The sequence below is a fragment of the Psychrobacter sp. NPDC078409 genome (assembly GCF_050268505.1).
GTDB lineage: Bacteria > Pseudomonadota > Gammaproteobacteria > Pseudomonadales > Moraxellaceae > Psychrobacter.
The window spans coordinates 1-15,718 of the sequence record NZ_JBNNGW010000008.1; the positions used below are offsets into that span (position 1 = coordinate 1).

At 43.0% G+C, this 15,718-nt stretch carries 13 protein-coding genes; 7 read left to right on the top strand and 6 right to left on the bottom strand.

Features of this window, described 5'->3' with window-relative positions:
• The first annotated feature begins 279 nt into the window (after positions 1–279).
• Together ACQKC9_RS12995 and ACQKC9_RS13000 are read left to right on the top strand one after the other, a co-directional pair.
• Positions 280–1,332: a 5'-nucleotidase gene (locus ACQKC9_RS12995; RefSeq protein ID WP_427622210.1), complete on the top strand. Its 1,053-nt coding sequence runs from the start codon at positions 280–282 to the stop codon at positions 1,330–1,332.
• A 40-nt stretch (positions 1,333–1,372) separates the two neighbouring features.
• Positions 1,373–1,978, top strand: a complete 606-nt coding sequence (locus ACQKC9_RS13000; protein ID WP_427622211.1) for a rhomboid family intramembrane serine protease — start codon at positions 1,373–1,375, stop codon at positions 1,976–1,978.
• A gap of 63 nt (positions 1,979–2,041) precedes the next feature.
• Here the strand turns inward: ACQKC9_RS13000 and ACQKC9_RS13005 are convergent, their stop codons facing one another.
• From ACQKC9_RS13005 to ACQKC9_RS13015, 3 genes are all read right to left on the bottom strand, one after another.
• Positions 2,042–2,590: a hypothetical protein gene (locus ACQKC9_RS13005; protein WP_427622212.1), complete on the bottom strand. Its 549-nt coding sequence runs from the start codon at positions 2,588–2,590 to the stop codon at positions 2,042–2,044.
• Between the two features lie 169 nt (positions 2,591–2,759).
• Positions 2,760–4,628, bottom strand: a complete 1,869-nt coding sequence (locus ACQKC9_RS13010) for a sodium:solute symporter family protein (RefSeq protein WP_057761858.1) — start codon at positions 4,626–4,628, stop codon at positions 2,760–2,762.
• A 3-nt stretch (positions 4,629–4,631) separates the two neighbouring features.
• A complete protein-coding gene (locus ACQKC9_RS13015; RefSeq protein WP_057761855.1) occupies positions 4,632–4,892 on the bottom strand; it encodes a DUF4212 domain-containing protein in 261 nt (86 codons plus the stop codon).
• Positions 4,893–5,665: 773 nt separating this feature from the next.
• Here ACQKC9_RS13015 and ACQKC9_RS13020 point away from each other — a divergent pair.
• Positions 5,666–7,162 carry an alanine/glycine:cation symporter family protein gene (locus ACQKC9_RS13020; protein WP_427622213.1) on the top strand — a complete coding sequence of 499 codons (1,497 nt, stop codon included), beginning with the start codon at positions 5,666–5,668 and terminating at the stop codon, positions 7,160–7,162.
• 136 nt (positions 7,163–7,298) lie between these two features.
• Here ACQKC9_RS13020 and ACQKC9_RS13025 read toward each other — a convergent pair whose 3' ends face one another.
• Entirely contained in the window at positions 7,299–8,936 is a 1,638-nt protein-coding gene (locus ACQKC9_RS13025) for an electron transfer flavoprotein-ubiquinone oxidoreductase (protein WP_057762658.1), read from the bottom strand.
• 551 nt (positions 8,937–9,487) lie between these two features.
• On the opposite strand from ACQKC9_RS13025, the gene ACQKC9_RS13030 reads away from it, so the two are divergent.
• The 4 genes from ACQKC9_RS13030 to ACQKC9_RS13045 all read left to right on the top strand — a co-directional run bounded on the left by ACQKC9_RS13030 (position 9,488) and on the right by ACQKC9_RS13045 (position 13,152).
• Positions 9,488–10,270 (top strand): DUF1285 domain-containing protein, encoded by a 783-nt coding sequence (locus ACQKC9_RS13030; RefSeq protein WP_427622214.1) that lies wholly within the window; start codon positions 9,488–9,490, stop codon positions 10,268–10,270.
• A 209-nt stretch (positions 10,271–10,479) separates the two neighbouring features.
• The gene (gene murI, locus ACQKC9_RS13035; RefSeq protein WP_427622215.1) at positions 10,480–11,469 is read left to right on the top strand and encodes a glutamate racemase; all 990 of its coding nucleotides are present in this window, start codon (positions 10,480–10,482) and stop codon (positions 11,467–11,469) included.
• A 171-nt stretch (positions 11,470–11,640) separates the two neighbouring features.
• Positions 11,641–12,648 (top strand): DUF4062 domain-containing protein, encoded by a 1,008-nt coding sequence (locus ACQKC9_RS13040; RefSeq protein WP_427622216.1) that lies wholly within the window; start codon positions 11,641–11,643, stop codon positions 12,646–12,648.
• A 204-nt stretch (positions 12,649–12,852) separates the two neighbouring features.
• A complete protein-coding gene (locus tag ACQKC9_RS13045; RefSeq protein WP_057761845.1) occupies positions 12,853–13,152 on the top strand; it encodes a hypothetical protein in 300 nt (99 codons plus the stop codon).
• Between the two features lie 117 nt (positions 13,153–13,269).
• Here ACQKC9_RS13045 and ACQKC9_RS13050 read toward each other — a convergent pair whose 3' ends face one another.
• Both ACQKC9_RS13050 and ACQKC9_RS13055 read right to left on the bottom strand, forming a co-directional pair.
• Entirely contained in the window at positions 13,270–14,730 is a 1,461-nt protein-coding gene (locus ACQKC9_RS13050; RefSeq protein ID WP_427622217.1) for a lytic murein transglycosylase, read from the bottom strand.
• A gap of 227 nt (positions 14,731–14,957) precedes the next feature.
• Entirely contained in the window at positions 14,958–15,671 is a 714-nt protein-coding gene (locus tag ACQKC9_RS13055; RefSeq protein ID WP_427622218.1) for a DUF1499 domain-containing protein, read from the bottom strand.
• Between the last annotated feature and the right edge of the window lie 47 nt (positions 15,672–15,718).

Below are 15,718 nucleotides of genomic sequence, written 5' to 3' on the forward strand. Positions count from 1 at the left end.
ATCTTGGTGATGTTCCCTGCCATCTCGCTTGTGCTATTGGGGTAGGCTGAACCTAAACCTTCATGTATAACGTTATTGTATGAAGCCATATTGCTTACGCAGCAGTATGGTTTTTTTAGTGTCTGATATTTTGTCTAAGAATTAAGAGAGGAACATTTTACAAACTCACAATCCATGACGCTGCATGGTGATAACTTTTCTTAGTGTTATAAAGGCCTGTGAATGTAGTAAACTGGTTTTCATCCATTTTCCTATATAACTTTATAAGTAGAGATAGTCATGGCTGTCGATTTTAGTAATACGCTTATCGTCGCAATTTCTGCGACGGCACTTTTTGATTTGACTGAGTCAGAAAACTATTTGCTAGAGCTGCTAGAGCAACGACCTGCAAGTGCTATAAAAGAATTTAGGGAGTACATGACCGAGCGTGAAAATGACCCCTTGAATATTGGTGCAGGTTATCCGCTAATTAAAGCGTTACTAAACCTAAATAAGTATTCTGATAATAGCGATGGACAGGACTCAGATATTGAAACACCATTGGTCGAAGTCGTTATCGTCTCAAAAAGCAGTCCAGACACTGGTATTCAGGTACTTAATGCAATTCTAGAACATGATATCAATATCTCCCGTTCTGCTTTTATTTCAGGTAGCCCTGTTGCGCCTTATATCAAAGACTTTAATGTTGACCTATTCTTAACCACTAATCGCGACGATGCTCAACAAGTTGCGGATGCCAATATCTGTGCCTGTGCCATACTAGATGCGACGCCTGTCAATACTTATGAGTTGGACACTGAACAGCTGCGCATTGCCTTTGACGGGGACGCGGTGCTTTTTGATGATTCAGGTGAACTGCTATACAAACAAAAGGGACTGCGAGCCTTTCATGATCGTGAAGTACAAATGCGTGATTTGCCGATTGAAAAAGGCCCTTATGCTGAATTGTTGATTAAATTGTCAAATTTGCAAGAGCGCCTACCTGCTGGTTTAAAATACTCGCCAATAAAAATTGCGCTGGTGACCGCGCGCAATGCACCAGCTGACTTACGGGCTATCAAGACATTACGAGAGTGGAGCGTGAATGTTGATATGGCATTTTTTTTGGGAGGATTAGAGAAAACAGCGGTACTCAGAACATTTGCGCCGCATATCTTCTTTGATGATTCAATCAAGCACATTGACGCAGCACGTCGATTTATTCCTACGGCCTTGGTTCCTTATCATTCGACGTCATTATTGCATGGTGACAACTATCTCACTGCTGATGAGGATGCATCATTGTTATCATTCAAACCTGCTGTGCACCCACTATTTGCTGTAAATCATTAAGTAGGTATAAAAAATTTAGGTAATAAGGATAGGATGGTATATGAATTGGCAGCAGTTGCTTAACTTAATTGTCGTGCGGATAAAGCAGGTCATTGGACTGTATGCTTTTGTGCTTATACCGATGTGGGGCATGTTTTTTCTAAATGAAGTGGTCTTATTTGGACTGTGGAACATCTTTGGTATCGTGCCACGTGCTTTAGATGTAGGTAGTATGATAGGGGTATTTGCTTCGTGGACCATGCATGGCAATTTATCGCATTTGACTGGCAATACAGTGACGCTATTACAGATTTTGTTTTTGTTTGGACTGTTTGAGAAAAATGCTTATCGCACAGTGATTAAACTGGTGGTTGCCTCAGGACTGGTCACTTGGGTCATCGGGTCGCCATCTTCTATCCATATTGGCGCATCAGGACTTTGTTTTGCAATGTTAGGTTATATGATAGGCGGGGCTATATTTGCGCGGCGCTGGGGTTATCTGATTGCTTGTATTGTTATGGGAACTGGCTATTGGCTGACTATCAAGCAAGGATTGATGCCGCAACAAGGTATCTCATTTGCGGCACATTTTGGTGGTTTGTGCGCTGGGCTATTATTAGGAGCCAATTCAAAGCATACTTATTCAGCCGCTTCTCAACGCTATTAAATGCAACTGGATATCAGTATTTAATGAACCAGCATAACTATAACCGTACTAAGCATTATTGGGTTAGACGCTTGTATCAGTACAGATTTTGATAAATAAAGGGTCATCTGTAGTTAGCTCTCGCCATGCAGTGGTCTGTTTAACATGTTCATCCACCGTCAGCATGCTACCTTTTTCTGGTATCACGTAGTCTGCTCGGGCAGGTGTAGTACAATCTATTACCTGTAAAATCTTTTGCACGCTTCTGCGTCTTTCAAACAAATACAAATTAACTAAGTGCATGTCTGGATTGTCAGCATGCATGCTGGCATTGCCCGTATCTGCCGCAATAAAGCGCAAGACTTGCGGTTTAATATAAGACCATGGGCGAAACCATTCTGTACTTTCGGCAGTTTTTACGACCTCAACACCATCCGGCAGCTGACGGACTTGCTGACCGTACCAGTTATATTCTTGATGTACCTGAAACCCAAAAATACCAATCGCAGCAAATAAGGGAATCAGCCATTTTGGCGCGCGCTTACCTGACAGTTTACAGAGGTGAGTTATGATCAGTGCCAATCCAGCCATGCCAAATGCGGCAGCTATGGTAGCGATAAACTCAAAAAGCATAAAATATTCCTTAATGCGCTAGGCACTTTTAGTCAGGTATGTTCAATTGGACAAAGCAAAACTATAGTCTAACTATTATTCTAATAAGTGTTAGATAAAAAATCACTCACCAGCAGTGGCTGCCAGTGAGTGATGTATAGTAACAGAAGACATATCATCATTCGTCAGATTAATGGTCGACCGCACCGCCTGCACCGCGTGGTGAGCGAACGCTTTCAACCAACTCTTGAATGTGTAGCGGTGGCGCTTTGGTTGCATAAGAAACAATGAATGCAACGATAAAGTTAAGCAGGGCACCAATCACACCGAATGATAGTGGTGAGATACCAAATAGCCAGTACTCCGCTGTATCAGGGAAGTTGGCAGTACCGCTGATAAAGAACCAACCTTTGAAGACGAAGATGTAAACCAAGATACTGATCAAACCTGTCAACATACCAGCGATAGCGCCAAGGTTGTTGATACGTTTTGAGAAAATCCCCATCATTAGGGCAGGGAAGAGGGACGCACCAGCGATACCAAATGCCAATGCAACTACCTGTGCCGCAAACCCTGGTGGATTCATACCTAAGTAAGTAGCAACCACAATCGCAATACCCATCGTGATACGTGCGACCTTGAGCTCTCCTTTGTCAGTAATGTTTGGATTTAGGTTTCGTTTGATTAAATCATGACTAATCGCTGACGAGATAGCGAGCAATAGGCCAGCAGCAGTTGATAGTGCAGCAGCGAGACCACCTGCGGCGATCAAACCAATTACCCAAGATGGCAGTTGTGCAATCTCTGGGTTAGCCAATACTAAGATATCAGCATTGACGTCGAGCTCGTTACCAGCCCAGCCTGCATCTGCAAAGCGGCCATCAAGTTCTAGGTCATGTGCAGCACGTGCTGTTTCAACCGCAGTCGTCGCAGCGCCTACATCACCGCCTTCAGTCTGTGCATTGGTTAGAGCAACTTCTGCAGCGCCCAGTCCACTATCGTTGTACATCTGAATACGACCATCATTGTTAAGGTCAGTATATTTAATCAGGCCAGTATCTTCCCAAGTCCTCATCCAGTCTGGACGTTGGTCATAGTCGATAGCAGGCTCTGCAACCCCTTGTGGGTAGATAGTATCGATAAGGTTTAGACGTGCCATTGCGCCAACAGCAGGTGCTGTGAAGTACAATAATGAGATAAATACTAACGTCCAACCAGCGGTCCAACGTGCATCGGCAACTTTAGGAACGGTGAAAAAGCGAATAATAACGTGAGGTAGACCAGCCGTACCAATCATGAGTGATAAGGTGAACAGCACCATGTTTAGCTTGTTAGGTACGTCAGCTGTATATGCTGTGAATCCCAAATCGGTCACGACTTGATCAAGCTTGGTTAGGATAGGCACACCAGATTCGATATGGTTTGAGAATAAGCCCAAACCTGGAATTGGATTGCCTGTTAATTCAAGTGAGATAAAGACAGCAGGAATGGTATAAGCAATCATCAGAACGACATACTGCGCAACCTGCGTGTAGGTAATCCCTTTCATACCGCCAAGAACTGCGTAAAAGAATACAACAACCGCCGCAATAATAAGACCTGTGTTGTTATCTACTTCTAAGAAGCGTGAAAATGCGACCCCAGCACCTGTCATCTGACCGATAACGTACGTGGTAGAGGCAATAATCAAACAAACCACGGCAATCATTGCAGCCGTTTTGGAATAGAAGCGATCTCCAATAAAGTCCGGTACAGTGAACTTGCCAAATTTACGTAAGTAAGGCGCCAGTAGCATGGCTAGTAGTACATAACCACCTGTCCAACCCATCAAGTAGGTTGATGCGCCATAACCGCCAGCAGCAAGCAAACCTGCCATAGAAATAAAAGATGCCGCACTCATCCAGTCAGCAGCTGTCGCCATACCGTTAACTACTGGATGTACACCGCCGCCCGCCACATAAAATTCACTGGTTGTCCCAGCCCGAGCCCAAATCGCAATACCAAAATACAGAGCGAAAGATAGGCCTACGAAAATAATATTAACTAAATACTGACTCATGGTCTATTCCTCATCTACGCCATATTGTTTATCTAACTTATTCATACGCCATGCGTAGAAGAAAATTAAAATGATAAACACCCCTATAGAGCCTTGCTGGGCGAACCAAAAGCCCAAGTCAGTGCCGCCGACTTTGATGCCGGCCAAAAGAGGACGCAATAAAATAGCAAAACCATAAGAACATAGTGCCCAAACTACTAGGCTACCTAAGATGAGACGGACATTGGCACGCCAATAACCGGATGGATCGTTATGATCTTTCATAGGACAACTCCTTTTGTCTTCCCTAAAAAATACCAACAATATAAAAAGAACTGCGATTATTTCTTACCACAAAAGTATAAAAAATAGTCAGGTACTGCTTTATATAGTGAGAACGATGATGCGTGATAGTACGTTTAATGCTCGGTAGTTCTTTACTTCAAATAAAAGTAATTAACTATTTAAGCATCGCATTAATCTAAACCATCGAATGGCAAAAATAACGTTTTTTGAGGAAGACAGAAGGGTGGACTATCCAGTGTCTTTTTAACAATCTCGTCTTCCTGACAAGAGTTTTAATCTTTTTAACACGCTATCCTATTGTGCTGCCTGATAGCTTCTTGTACTGCCTAATAGCTTCGATAACCATAAAACAGGCTAAACGGATATAGAATTCATATTAGCACGGTTCAATAAAGATAATTGCAAACTACTGCGCATGAATAATAAATAAATTACTAAAAATTAGTTTGCTTAATATTCATCAAAAAACCTAACATTACGGAAACGGTTCGGCACCCGTGTAATTCGTGCGATTAAATTATCACTTAATCTATTCTATATAAGATGAAACATAAGCATTATTTATTTTAAAAATAGTTATATGAAGTCGATAAGCAAACGTGATGGTCATATGTCGCTCAATATCTATATCATGCACGGGTCTTTTTGGTATCAGGTATTTTGCGCAGAAGCTTATATAGTCCATGGCAATCAAAATATGATATCGATATGAAACTTAAGTAACGCGTATAAAGAATGAATAAGGAGCCCATATGAACGAAGGGATAGTAGGTTGGTTCAATAACATCGTAAATTATGGTGTCGGTATTATCTGGGGTAACAATGACTGGCTGATTGCTAGTAACCCTTGGTATGGATTACTGATGTTCTTACTAATTGGTGCAGGTCTCTACTTCACCATCGTGACACGTTTTATTCAGTTTCGTCATTTTGGTCACATGTGGAAGTTGCTACGCGTGTCCAACCAAGGACGCAAAGATGGTGGTATTAGCTCATTTGAAGCATTGATGACGTCACTGGCCGCGCGTGTTGGTACTGGTAACTTGGCAGGTGTGGCAATCGCAATCTATTTGGGTGGCCCAGGTGCTGTATTCTGGATGTGGATGACGGCACTGGTTGGTATGTCGACCAGCTTTATCGAGTCAACCTTAGCACAGGCGTACAAAGTACCGCACAACGATAATGTGTACCGCGGTGGCCCTGCTTATTACATCGAAAAAGGTCTAGGCAAACGCTGGCTTGCCGTGTTTTTCTCATTATGTTTGTTAGTGGCCTTTGGTTTGGCATTCAACGGCGTACAATCAAACACCATCGCTCAAGCGACCAATGAAGCCTTTGGTGTGCCAACGTGGATGACAGGTTTGGTATTGGTAGTACTGGTAGCGCCAGTGGTATTCGGTGGTTTGCGCTCAGTAGCTCGTATCGCGGGTAAAATCGTACCAGTGATGGCTATCTTGTACATCTTGCTAGCGCTATTCATTATCGTGACTAACTTCAGCCAGTTCCCAGCAGCGATCGCGTTGATTGTAAAATCAGCATTTGGCTTTGAGCAGGCGGCAGGCGGTGTCATCGGTTATGGTATTGCGCAGGCAATGATTAACGGTATCAAACGTGGTTTGTTCTCTAACGAAGCAGGTATGGGTTCAGCGCCGAATGCTGCAGCAACGGCAAAGAGTCATCCAGATCACCCAGCAGTGCAAGGTTTTATGCAGATGCTAGGAGTATTTATGGATACCCTTATCATTTGTACCGCGACGGCGTCGATCATTATCTTGTCTGGCGTGGTCGACCCGAATGTCGAGCAAGAAGGTATTCAGTTAACTCAGTTAGCCTTATCACAGTATGTGGGAGACCTAGGTGTGGTGTTCGTGGCGATTGCGATTTTCTTCTTCTCATTTACGTCTATCATCGCTAACTATAGCTACGGTGAGTCAAATCTTGAGTTTATCTCTGGTGCCAAAAATGCCAAAGTAATGATTATGGTTTTCCGCTTCCTAGTATTAGGTATGGTATTTATTGGCTCTGTTGCAAGTTTACCTGCTATATGGAACTTCGCTGACTTATCTATGGGTCTGATGGCCTTAGTCAACTTAGTGGCAATCTTGCTGTTGTCTCCTGTAGCGCTAAGAATACTACGTGACTATGAGCGTCAGGTAAAAGAGGGTAAAACAGGCGATCAGATTAAGTTTGATCCTGATAACTTTGTAAAACTCAGAGATGAAGCCAACCGTGACGCTTGGACGGACTAAGCCGCATTGATTGGTAAAAATAGCTTGTTCTAAGCATTAAAAAACCGCCCGACTCTTATGAAGAGAAGGGCGGTTTTTATTGGAGCACAGTTTTAATGATATTAACTGTAGCAGCTCAAATCAAAATTATCCTGATTTACATGTTTGGATAGTTAGGACCACCGCCACCTTCTGGCGTTACCCAAGTGATGTTCTGTGAAGGGTCTTTGATATCACAGGTCTTACAATGCACGCAGTTCTGCGCATTGATAACAAACTTAGCGCCTTCAGCGTCTTTAACCACTTCATACACACCGGCTGGGCAGTATAAACGCGCAGGCTCAGCATACAACGGTAAGTTGATTGAGATAGGTACCGTTGGATCAGTAAGTTTTAGATGCGTTGGCTGATCTTCTGCATGGTTGGTGTTAGAGATAAATACTGACGACAATTTGTCAAATACTAGCTTACCATCAGGTTTGAGATAGGTTGGTTGATAAGCATGATTAGCACGCTCCAACTGATCGTAATCTGGGATATTGTCATGCAAAGTGAATGGCATTTTACCTTTTAGCAAGTTGTGCTCGATAAAGGTGAAAGCGCCGCCCATGAACAGACCCATACGGTGAATAGCAGGTGAGAAGTTGCGCGACTCATAGTTATCTTGATACAACCATGACTCTTTATACATTGTGCTATAAGCAACCACTTCATCATGCTGACGGTCAGCTTGCAACGCCTCAAAAATAGCTTCGGCTGCGAGCATGCCTGACTTCATTGAGGTATGTGTGCCTTTGATTTTTGCTGGGTTTAAGAAACCAGCATCATCACCTACCAATACGCCACCTGGGAAAGTGAACTTCGGTAATGAGTTTAGACCACCTTTGGTCAACGCACGTGCGCCGTAAGAGATGCGCTTACCGCCTTCTAAAACATTTTTGATAACAGGGTGCGTTTTCAAGCGCTGCATTTCATCAAATGGAGACATGTATGGGTTGTGGTAAGACAAATCAGCCACAAGACCAAAGCTTACCTGGTTGTTTTCATCAAAGTATAACCACCAGCCGCCAGTAGAGCCAGTTTCAGTCAATGGCCAGCCAAGACCATGCATGACAACGCCTTGCTCATGCTTTTCAGGCTCAACTTCCCATAGCTCTTTTAGACCGATACCATAATGCTGAGGATCAGAATCTTTATCTAGATCAAAACGGCTGATTAAGCGTTTGCCTAAATGCCCACGGCTACCTTCAGCAAAAATAGTGTATTTGGCAAGAAGCTCATAACCAGGCTCAAAGCTTGGCTTGGCTTCACCATTGGCGGCCACACCCATGTCACCAGTTAATACACCTCTGACCGAACCGTCGTCGTTGTATAAGATGTCATCGGCAGGGAAGCCTGGGAACATCATAACTTCAAGCTCTTCTGCCTGTACGGCCAACCAACGAACAACGTTACCTAGCGAGACAATATAGTTGCCATCGTTGTGCATCGGACCTGGAATCAAAGAGTCAGGCACTTTAGTTGAGCGTGTGGCAGAGTTTAAATAATAGAAACGATCTTCTGTCGCTGGCACGTTAAGCGGTGCGCCTTTTTCTTTCCAGTCAGGAATCAGCTCATTTAGAGCGCGTGGCTCGATGACTGCACCAGACAACGTATGGGCACCAAACTCAGAGCCTTTTTCGACCACACAAACCATAAACTCATCATTACCAGCTTCAATAGCGAGCTGGCGCAAACGTATGGCAGCAGAAAGACCTGCAGGTCCACCACCAACGATGATGACATCGAACTCCATTGATTCGCGTTCGACTTCAGGTTCCGCGGCAACTGGCGCTACGACTGGTTCTGCTTTATCTAGCGTTGCGGTCTCTGTCGCTACTGGTGCGTCAGCATTCACAGTATTACCATCGATAACTGGCGTTTGATTGTCTTGCTCTTGCATACCTACTCCTAAACTTTTAGTGGCTTATCTCAGGGCATCATTAGCTTAACAACTGAATAATAGACTTGCGGCGCTAACGTCACTCAGACATATGGCTGCCCGATAAAACTGTCTTTGCGGCATCAATTGACCTGTTATGGTTAATACCAATTTATCTAAGGATATCAACGCATAACGTAAGATGTGTCATCAATACAACACCCACTTGACCATTTCAATAAAAAATCGTTACTCATTATAAAAGAAAAGTCCTACAAACACGATACGCATTTATGAGTATCGATGCTAAGGTAATGTTAAGAAAATGAGATTGTTATAACGATAAAGTTTCATCATACCTGAAACAAAAATTTATAGTAATAATAGATAAGCCAAACTTTGAATACTAAATAAAGGGATTAATAATGAATAACGATAATAATAGCACTGAAGACAGCCATGAGAGAATAGTGGAAGCACCGACCAGTAAGACTTCTAGCCTAGGCAGCTTAGATAATTTGGATGCACTAAGCCAGTATATTAAGTCTACGAAAGGGACTCGCGAAGGGCGTGCGATACCACCACTTGAAAAATGGCATCCTGAAGATATTGCTGATATGGATTTGACTATCAAGGCAAACGGAGAGTGGTGGCATGAAGGCGGACAAATGACCCGTGAGTCATTGGTCAGCTTGTTTGCCACGATACTATGGAAAGAAAAAAATAATGGCAATACTGAGTACTTTCTGAAGACTCCTGTACAGAAAATCCGTATCCAAGTTGAAGATGCACCACTTCTGATAAATGATGTTGGTATTGTCAATGAAGGTGATATGAGTTGGTTGGAGCTTACAACGACGACAGGAGATGTGGTCCGCTTAGACGATGAGCATTCGATTGTATTAAAGGCGTATAATTCTAATAAGAGCGATTCTAACGACAGAGACTTTAGTAAAAGCGACTTTAATAACAGTGATAAAGCGAATCAAGTGAGTACAGCTGACGATGTTGCAGATTCTCAGGAATTAGCGTCTACAGAACAGGTACGCCCTTACATGATGGTTAGAAACGGATTGACTGCGCTTATCGGTCGTAATACTTTTTATCACCTGACTGAAATTGGAGCATTATCAGAAGAAAATGGTAAGACAATATTGACGCTACAGAGTGGTGGCCAGTCTTATACACTATCGATGCCTACTGATTAGGTATTATGTTTATCTATTAATTGCTGTATGCCGATGAGTGCTATAATTTTATAATGTCGCCTAATTCTGTTGGTTTAAAAAATTATTATCGTATAAAGGTAGTCGATAGAAAGCCGACATAGAGTGACGCCACACACGAAATATACATATAGCGCATTTAACTGAGTAATAAAATTGATGAATAATATGATAATGGCATTAGCGTAAAGATGGATATCGAAAACCAGACAGTCGGAAAGCTCAGACCGTGTATTAATATATCTGTTGACCAGAGTCTCAAAGCTATTGATCTAATAGATGTCAATAAACATGCTGGTAATACAGTTTTAAGCGATAAAAACCGTAGCGCGCCCATTGGCGTGTTTGATTCGGGTGTTGGCGGTTTGTCTGTTTATTTGCATTTAGCACAGCAGCTGCCTACTGAGCGTTACGTATATTACGCCGATACGCTAAATGTACCTTATGGCAATCGTGACAGCGAAGATATTGAAACGCTAACGCTAAAAGCCGTAGAGTGGTTACACCAGCAAGGTTGTAAGCTAATAGTCATTGCTTGCAACAGTGCTTCAGCATATGCGCTAGATACCGCCCGACGCTGCTATCCACATATACCTATTGTAGGTCTTGTCCCTGCATTAAAGCCTGCGGTATTGGCCAGTAAGAGTGCTCATGTAGCGGTGCTGGCAACCAAAGCAACTTTAAATGGCACCTTGCTAAACGATGTTATTGTCAATTTTGCTAAACCCAACAATACAATAGTCACTAAGTATTTTGATCCGCAACTGGTACCTTGGGTAGAAGCAGGTATGTCAGAACAAGACGAGACAGCCGAAAGATTACGTCAACAGATACGAGTATTTGCTGATGAAGGTGTTGATCAGTTAGTGCTGGGGTGTACGCATTATCCGTTTTTTAAGACATTTTTGTTAGATGAGATTGCACAGCAGCAGCTACCAATACAAGTCATTGATTCTGGTCAAGCGATTGCTGAACGGGTTAGACAGCTATTGATTGCAAACAACTTGTCTGCATCATTGATGAGCGCAAAACGAGAAAATCTGTCACAAAAAACCAGTAATAAAAATACCATTACTAGACCGCCATTAACTTTTCACGCCACTAAATATAGTGATAGACTATGCGCTTTAGTTGAGCGCTTACTCGGTACAGAAATGGCATTGCAATTCTACTCTCACTAGTTATTATCAAAGCTAGTGATATCAATACGCTGTATGCAACGCTGACTCAGTTAAAATAAATTGAGTGCATCTTTTCAAGCTAAGAGTATGCTAGGCTGAGTAAGACAAGATTTTTGTGTTCTATCTCACACCTTATCCTTTTTATGTCACGACCTACGCTTAGAGGTAATTGTGCCGAATCGTCGCTATCATATTCATATTATATGCGCTGACAACGACCAGTTGTTGGTTCTAGACAGCTTAGCGATATTTTTTCAGGCACGCGCATTTCTGACCTATGATGTTTCTAGTAAATTATCTAAAGCCTCTTTTTATGGGCGCCAGTGTATTGACTCTTGTGATTACGCAGTCATGATCGTAGGCGACAGCTACGGAACTGTGCAAAAAAACGGTGTCAGCCAGATGCATTTGAGTTATCTCAATGCCAAAGCGAAGCTTAAGCCGCTAATTGTTCTGGTTAAAAACCACTCTTCAGACGCCGTCATCAGCCGACAACTTCAAGAGTTTATTAAGTTAGTCACCAAGCAAGATAATCAACTACATTACTATGATACAGAAGAAGATATCGAGCCATTGCTAGTACAGGCTCATTATAATGCCGTCGCCAATAATAAAATGGTAGGCGGCTGGGTCAGAGCGAATGACGAAGAGAATGCGACTAGTAAAAAGGTCGTTTATGAGAAGCCAGTCGATGTATTACCTAGTACTACCGAGGTAGAGAAAGACAGTCCTGATGACGAAGATTTTACATCGGACAAGGTTAGTGAGCCAATTGAGTTAACGGAGTTTTTTGAGATTCAATATAGTGCTCAGGCTTATGAGGGCGGTAATCTAACGGACGTGACCCGCTCACTCACACTCTCGTGGTACGAGATACTCATGACCCTCATGAGAATACCGTCTACTTTTTCGAGCTATGGCTTGCAAAATGCCATTAATCGTTTGATTACCGCTAAAGCGGAAGTAGACATCAAAAAAGAGATGCCAAACGTTCATGCTGTCTCACGCTGCCAAATCTCTCAAGCTGATATCAATAATTTGCAACGTAAGCTAGTCGGTGCAAATTGGATACAACTGATGACTTATGGCACGCGAGTATCACAAGAGCTATGGAAACTTACCTTCTACGCAAAAAACCTACTGCAAAATCATACCTCAAATACGAATAAACAAGACTAGTAATTATTCGCTAGCGCGTTCAGAGATAGCCATCTAAAACGTCCATTTTGGCATTACGACTACGTTTTGTAATACAAAGCATACGTGCAATGCTTGTGAATCTTCCTCAGACCCGTAATAATAAAGTCAGTTAGTTAGCAGTATTAATAACGTTAACTATTTTAGAATGAGAACTATAATATTAATAATTAGGGAGAGCGTACGATGAGCAATGCTAAAAATGACGAACTAAAAAGAGAGATTGATGGTCTAGAAAAGTCTATGCATGATGCTGATCAGTTTCATACGTTAGAAGAGCAAGTAGCAGATATGAAACGCCGCGGTATAGATCCTAGCAAGGCCTACAAAGATTTAGACAGTAAAGCGGAAGATGAAGATTGGGGCGATGCGACTTGGAAAGAAAACGGTAAGTGGGAGCCAAAAACGGCAGCCGATTTAGACGACAAAGCTCGCGAAAATTGGAATGGTGACAATGGTCAGCCTAAGCCACCACCTATTGTCTAGATACGTATTTTGAGTCAATCAGATAAGTTCTACTAATAACTATCTATAAATAAAAAAGCCACGCTACTATTAGCGTGGCTTTTTTGATGCATTTAAATAGTATCACTTATCTTGCTATTATGAACCTTGGTCTATACGAACAAGTTTAATAGTACCATCGGCGTCAGTAACGCGGCGATAACGTGTATTGCCAGAAGTTGACGAGCTCGCTGATGGCTGAGATGAGTAGCTACTAGGAGCAGTCGTTTGCTGCTGAATCAATTGTCCCATGCGATCGGCAGGTGCAGTGTTCAGAGGTTTGCTGTTTGCAGGTTGGCCGTATTGAGTTTGACTCGGCGCTGCATTACCAACGATGGCGCGATAGAACTTCTGGCCTGCGCGTCCGTCAGCTGGGAAAATACCGCGACTAGTCTGGTATTGCTGGATAGCAGTACGAGTATTGTCTCCGATGATGCCATCTACACCGCCGATATCATAACCTGCGTTTAACAACGCTTGCTGAATGTCTTTGGCCTGCTGACGGCTGATACCAGGATCGTCTGTCGGCCACGCAGTGATAAAGTCTGTTTTGCTGCTGTCTTCGCGAGTGATTAGATCTGATAAGTGTGCAATCGCTAGTGCGTAGTTCTCTGAGGCGTTGTAAGAGTAGAAAGTGTCGAAGTTTTTGCCCACCAAGAAAGCAGGGCCTTCCATACCAGCGGGTAATAATAAGCCTGCACTGCTCAAGTCATATGGTAACGGACTGCCATTAGCCAACGTCAGACCTTGGTCACGCCAGTGGCTTATTGACTTTTTGTCTTTACGATTCGAAGCGGCCCAGAACCCATCAGGTAGTTTGACTTCATAGCCCCAAGGCTCGCCAGTACGATAGCCGCGATTGTCCAAGAAGTTTGCTGTAGAAGCGATTGCATCAGGTACGCTATTGACTAAGTCACGACGTCCATCACCATCGAAATCTACTGCCAATTCTAAGAAAGTACTCGGCATAAACTGTGTCTGTCCAAAAGCACCTGCCCATGATCCTGTCATATCGTTTGGTGCGATATCACCGTTTTGCACGATTTTTAGCGCATTGGCGTACTCACCTTGGAAGTAGCTTTGACGACGATCGAAACAAGACAATGTCGCTAAAGACTCAAATAATGGTTTTTTACCTAGCGTTTGACCAAAGTTAGATTCTACGCCCCAGACACCGAGCACGTGCTCAGCTTTTACGCCATAACGCGATTCGATTTGACGTAGTGTAGAGCCCCATTGACGTTTAGCTCGGATACCGTCCTCGACACGCTCTTTGTCTACCAATGCTGATAAATAGTCCCAGACGTCTTTTTGAAACTCTGGCTGGTAGTTGAGTGACTGAATGACACTAGGATCAGGCTGGCTTGGGCGATAGTTATTAAAAGTATAACCATCAACACCGCTAAACTTGCTAGAGTTTTTTAGATTGTCCAAACACTGCTGAAACTCGCTATTGGATAAATCAGGTGCTGGCGGCTGCGCGGCTTGAGCAGTGGTAGCAAGGCTGATGCCGACAGCAACACTAAGCAGCGACAAAGTAGAAAAAGGAGTCAAACGCATGAAAATATCCTATAAACATTAAAATAGTTATCGAAAGGCAAAAAGTGATATTAACGTAGAGTAACCAATCTAAACAGTAAAGAAAAGCTGTCGAAGTACCAAGGTTATAAATGGTTACGATAAATTGACGCTGCCGTGAGATTAGAAGAGGATTTCATAGAGCTGAAAATGCAAAGCGTCAGACAGTATTTCAACTCGAGGACTATTCCTTAGAAGGTATAACCTGTTTATTTGGCTAGCACACTATCTAGTTCTTCTATAAAGCTATGAATACGCGCCGCATTTTTGCCCAAATCGCTCTGTCCAACTCGTGACTTACTGCGGATATCAACTAAGCGCTCGCTATCGTTGTCAGTCACACGAATGAGCACATCATCTTTAAAGCCAAACCAAGCCGTCGTCTCTGTTGCTTCGATGATGCCTTTGTCTGCATCAGTATTGACCAGCTCCCACCCTAAATTTTCTATGGCTTGTTTGGCTGCTTCAACCAATTCAGACTTTGATTGAGCATAGGTCAATGTCTGCAAATCAGGATAGGCTGTACGTTGTTGTACAGCCACTTCTGCGCCTGCGTATTCAACAGGATTTGGCGCATCTGCACGTAGTGGAGCAATCGCGACAAACTCAGGCGGATTCACTAAATCGGTAGAAATATCGTGAATAGGCGGTACATTTTTGGCCGTGTTCATCATGCTAAGTGGGACAGCGATTGCAGTGACAGCAAGTACGGCTGAGGCTAGTGCGCTCCCAATACTGGCTGTATTGCGTTTAAATAATAGCTGTATAGCCAACAATACCAGTGCTGCGATACCAGCAAATAACCCAAATTTAAACCCTGTAAACGCAGTGCCTAATTCTACAACGCCAAACTTGTACATTGGGCCTGCCAAAGCAACTAGCAGAATAGCAATTACACTCATTAGACCGACTATCATTTTCATTCAATTTCTCCGTTGCGATTTAGCGGCTTGTTAAAGGTTATATGAGT

Coding starts and splice junctions, on each gene's coding strand:
- ACQKC9_RS12995 (WP_427622210.1), top strand. CDS start 280: ATGGCTGTCGATTTTAGTAATACGCTTATCGTCGCAATTTCTGCGACG.
- ACQKC9_RS13000 (WP_427622211.1), top strand. CDS start 1,373: ATGAATTGGCAGCAGTTGCTTAACTTAATTGTCGTGCGGATAAAGCAG.
- ACQKC9_RS13005 (WP_427622212.1), bottom strand. CDS start 2,590: ATGCTTTTTGAGTTTATCGCTACCATAGCTGCCGCATTTGGCATGGCT.
- ACQKC9_RS13010 (WP_057761858.1), bottom strand. CDS start 4,628: ATGAGTCAGTATTTAGTTAATATTATTTTCGTAGGCCTATCTTTCGCT.
- ACQKC9_RS13015 (WP_057761855.1), bottom strand. CDS start 4,892: ATGAAAGATCATAACGATCCATCCGGTTATTGGCGTGCCAATGTCCGT.
- ACQKC9_RS13020 (WP_427622213.1), top strand. CDS start 5,666: ATGAACGAAGGGATAGTAGGTTGGTTCAATAACATCGTAAATTATGGT.
- ACQKC9_RS13025 (WP_057762658.1), bottom strand. CDS start 8,936: ATGGAGTTCGATGTCATCATCGTTGGTGGTGGACCTGCAGGTCTTTCT.
- ACQKC9_RS13030 (WP_427622214.1), top strand. CDS start 9,488: ATGAATAACGATAATAATAGCACTGAAGACAGCCATGAGAGAATAGTG.
- murI (WP_427622215.1), top strand. CDS start 10,480: ATGGATATCGAAAACCAGACAGTCGGAAAGCTCAGACCGTGTATTAAT.
- ACQKC9_RS13045 (WP_057761845.1), top strand. CDS start 12,853: ATGAGCAATGCTAAAAATGACGAACTAAAAAGAGAGATTGATGGTCTA.
- ACQKC9_RS13050 (WP_427622217.1), bottom strand. CDS start 14,730: ATGCGTTTGACTCCTTTTTCTACTTTGTCGCTGCTTAGTGTTGCTGTC.
- ACQKC9_RS13055 (WP_427622218.1), bottom strand. CDS start 15,671: ATGAAAATGATAGTCGGTCTAATGAGTGTAATTGCTATTCTGCTAGTT.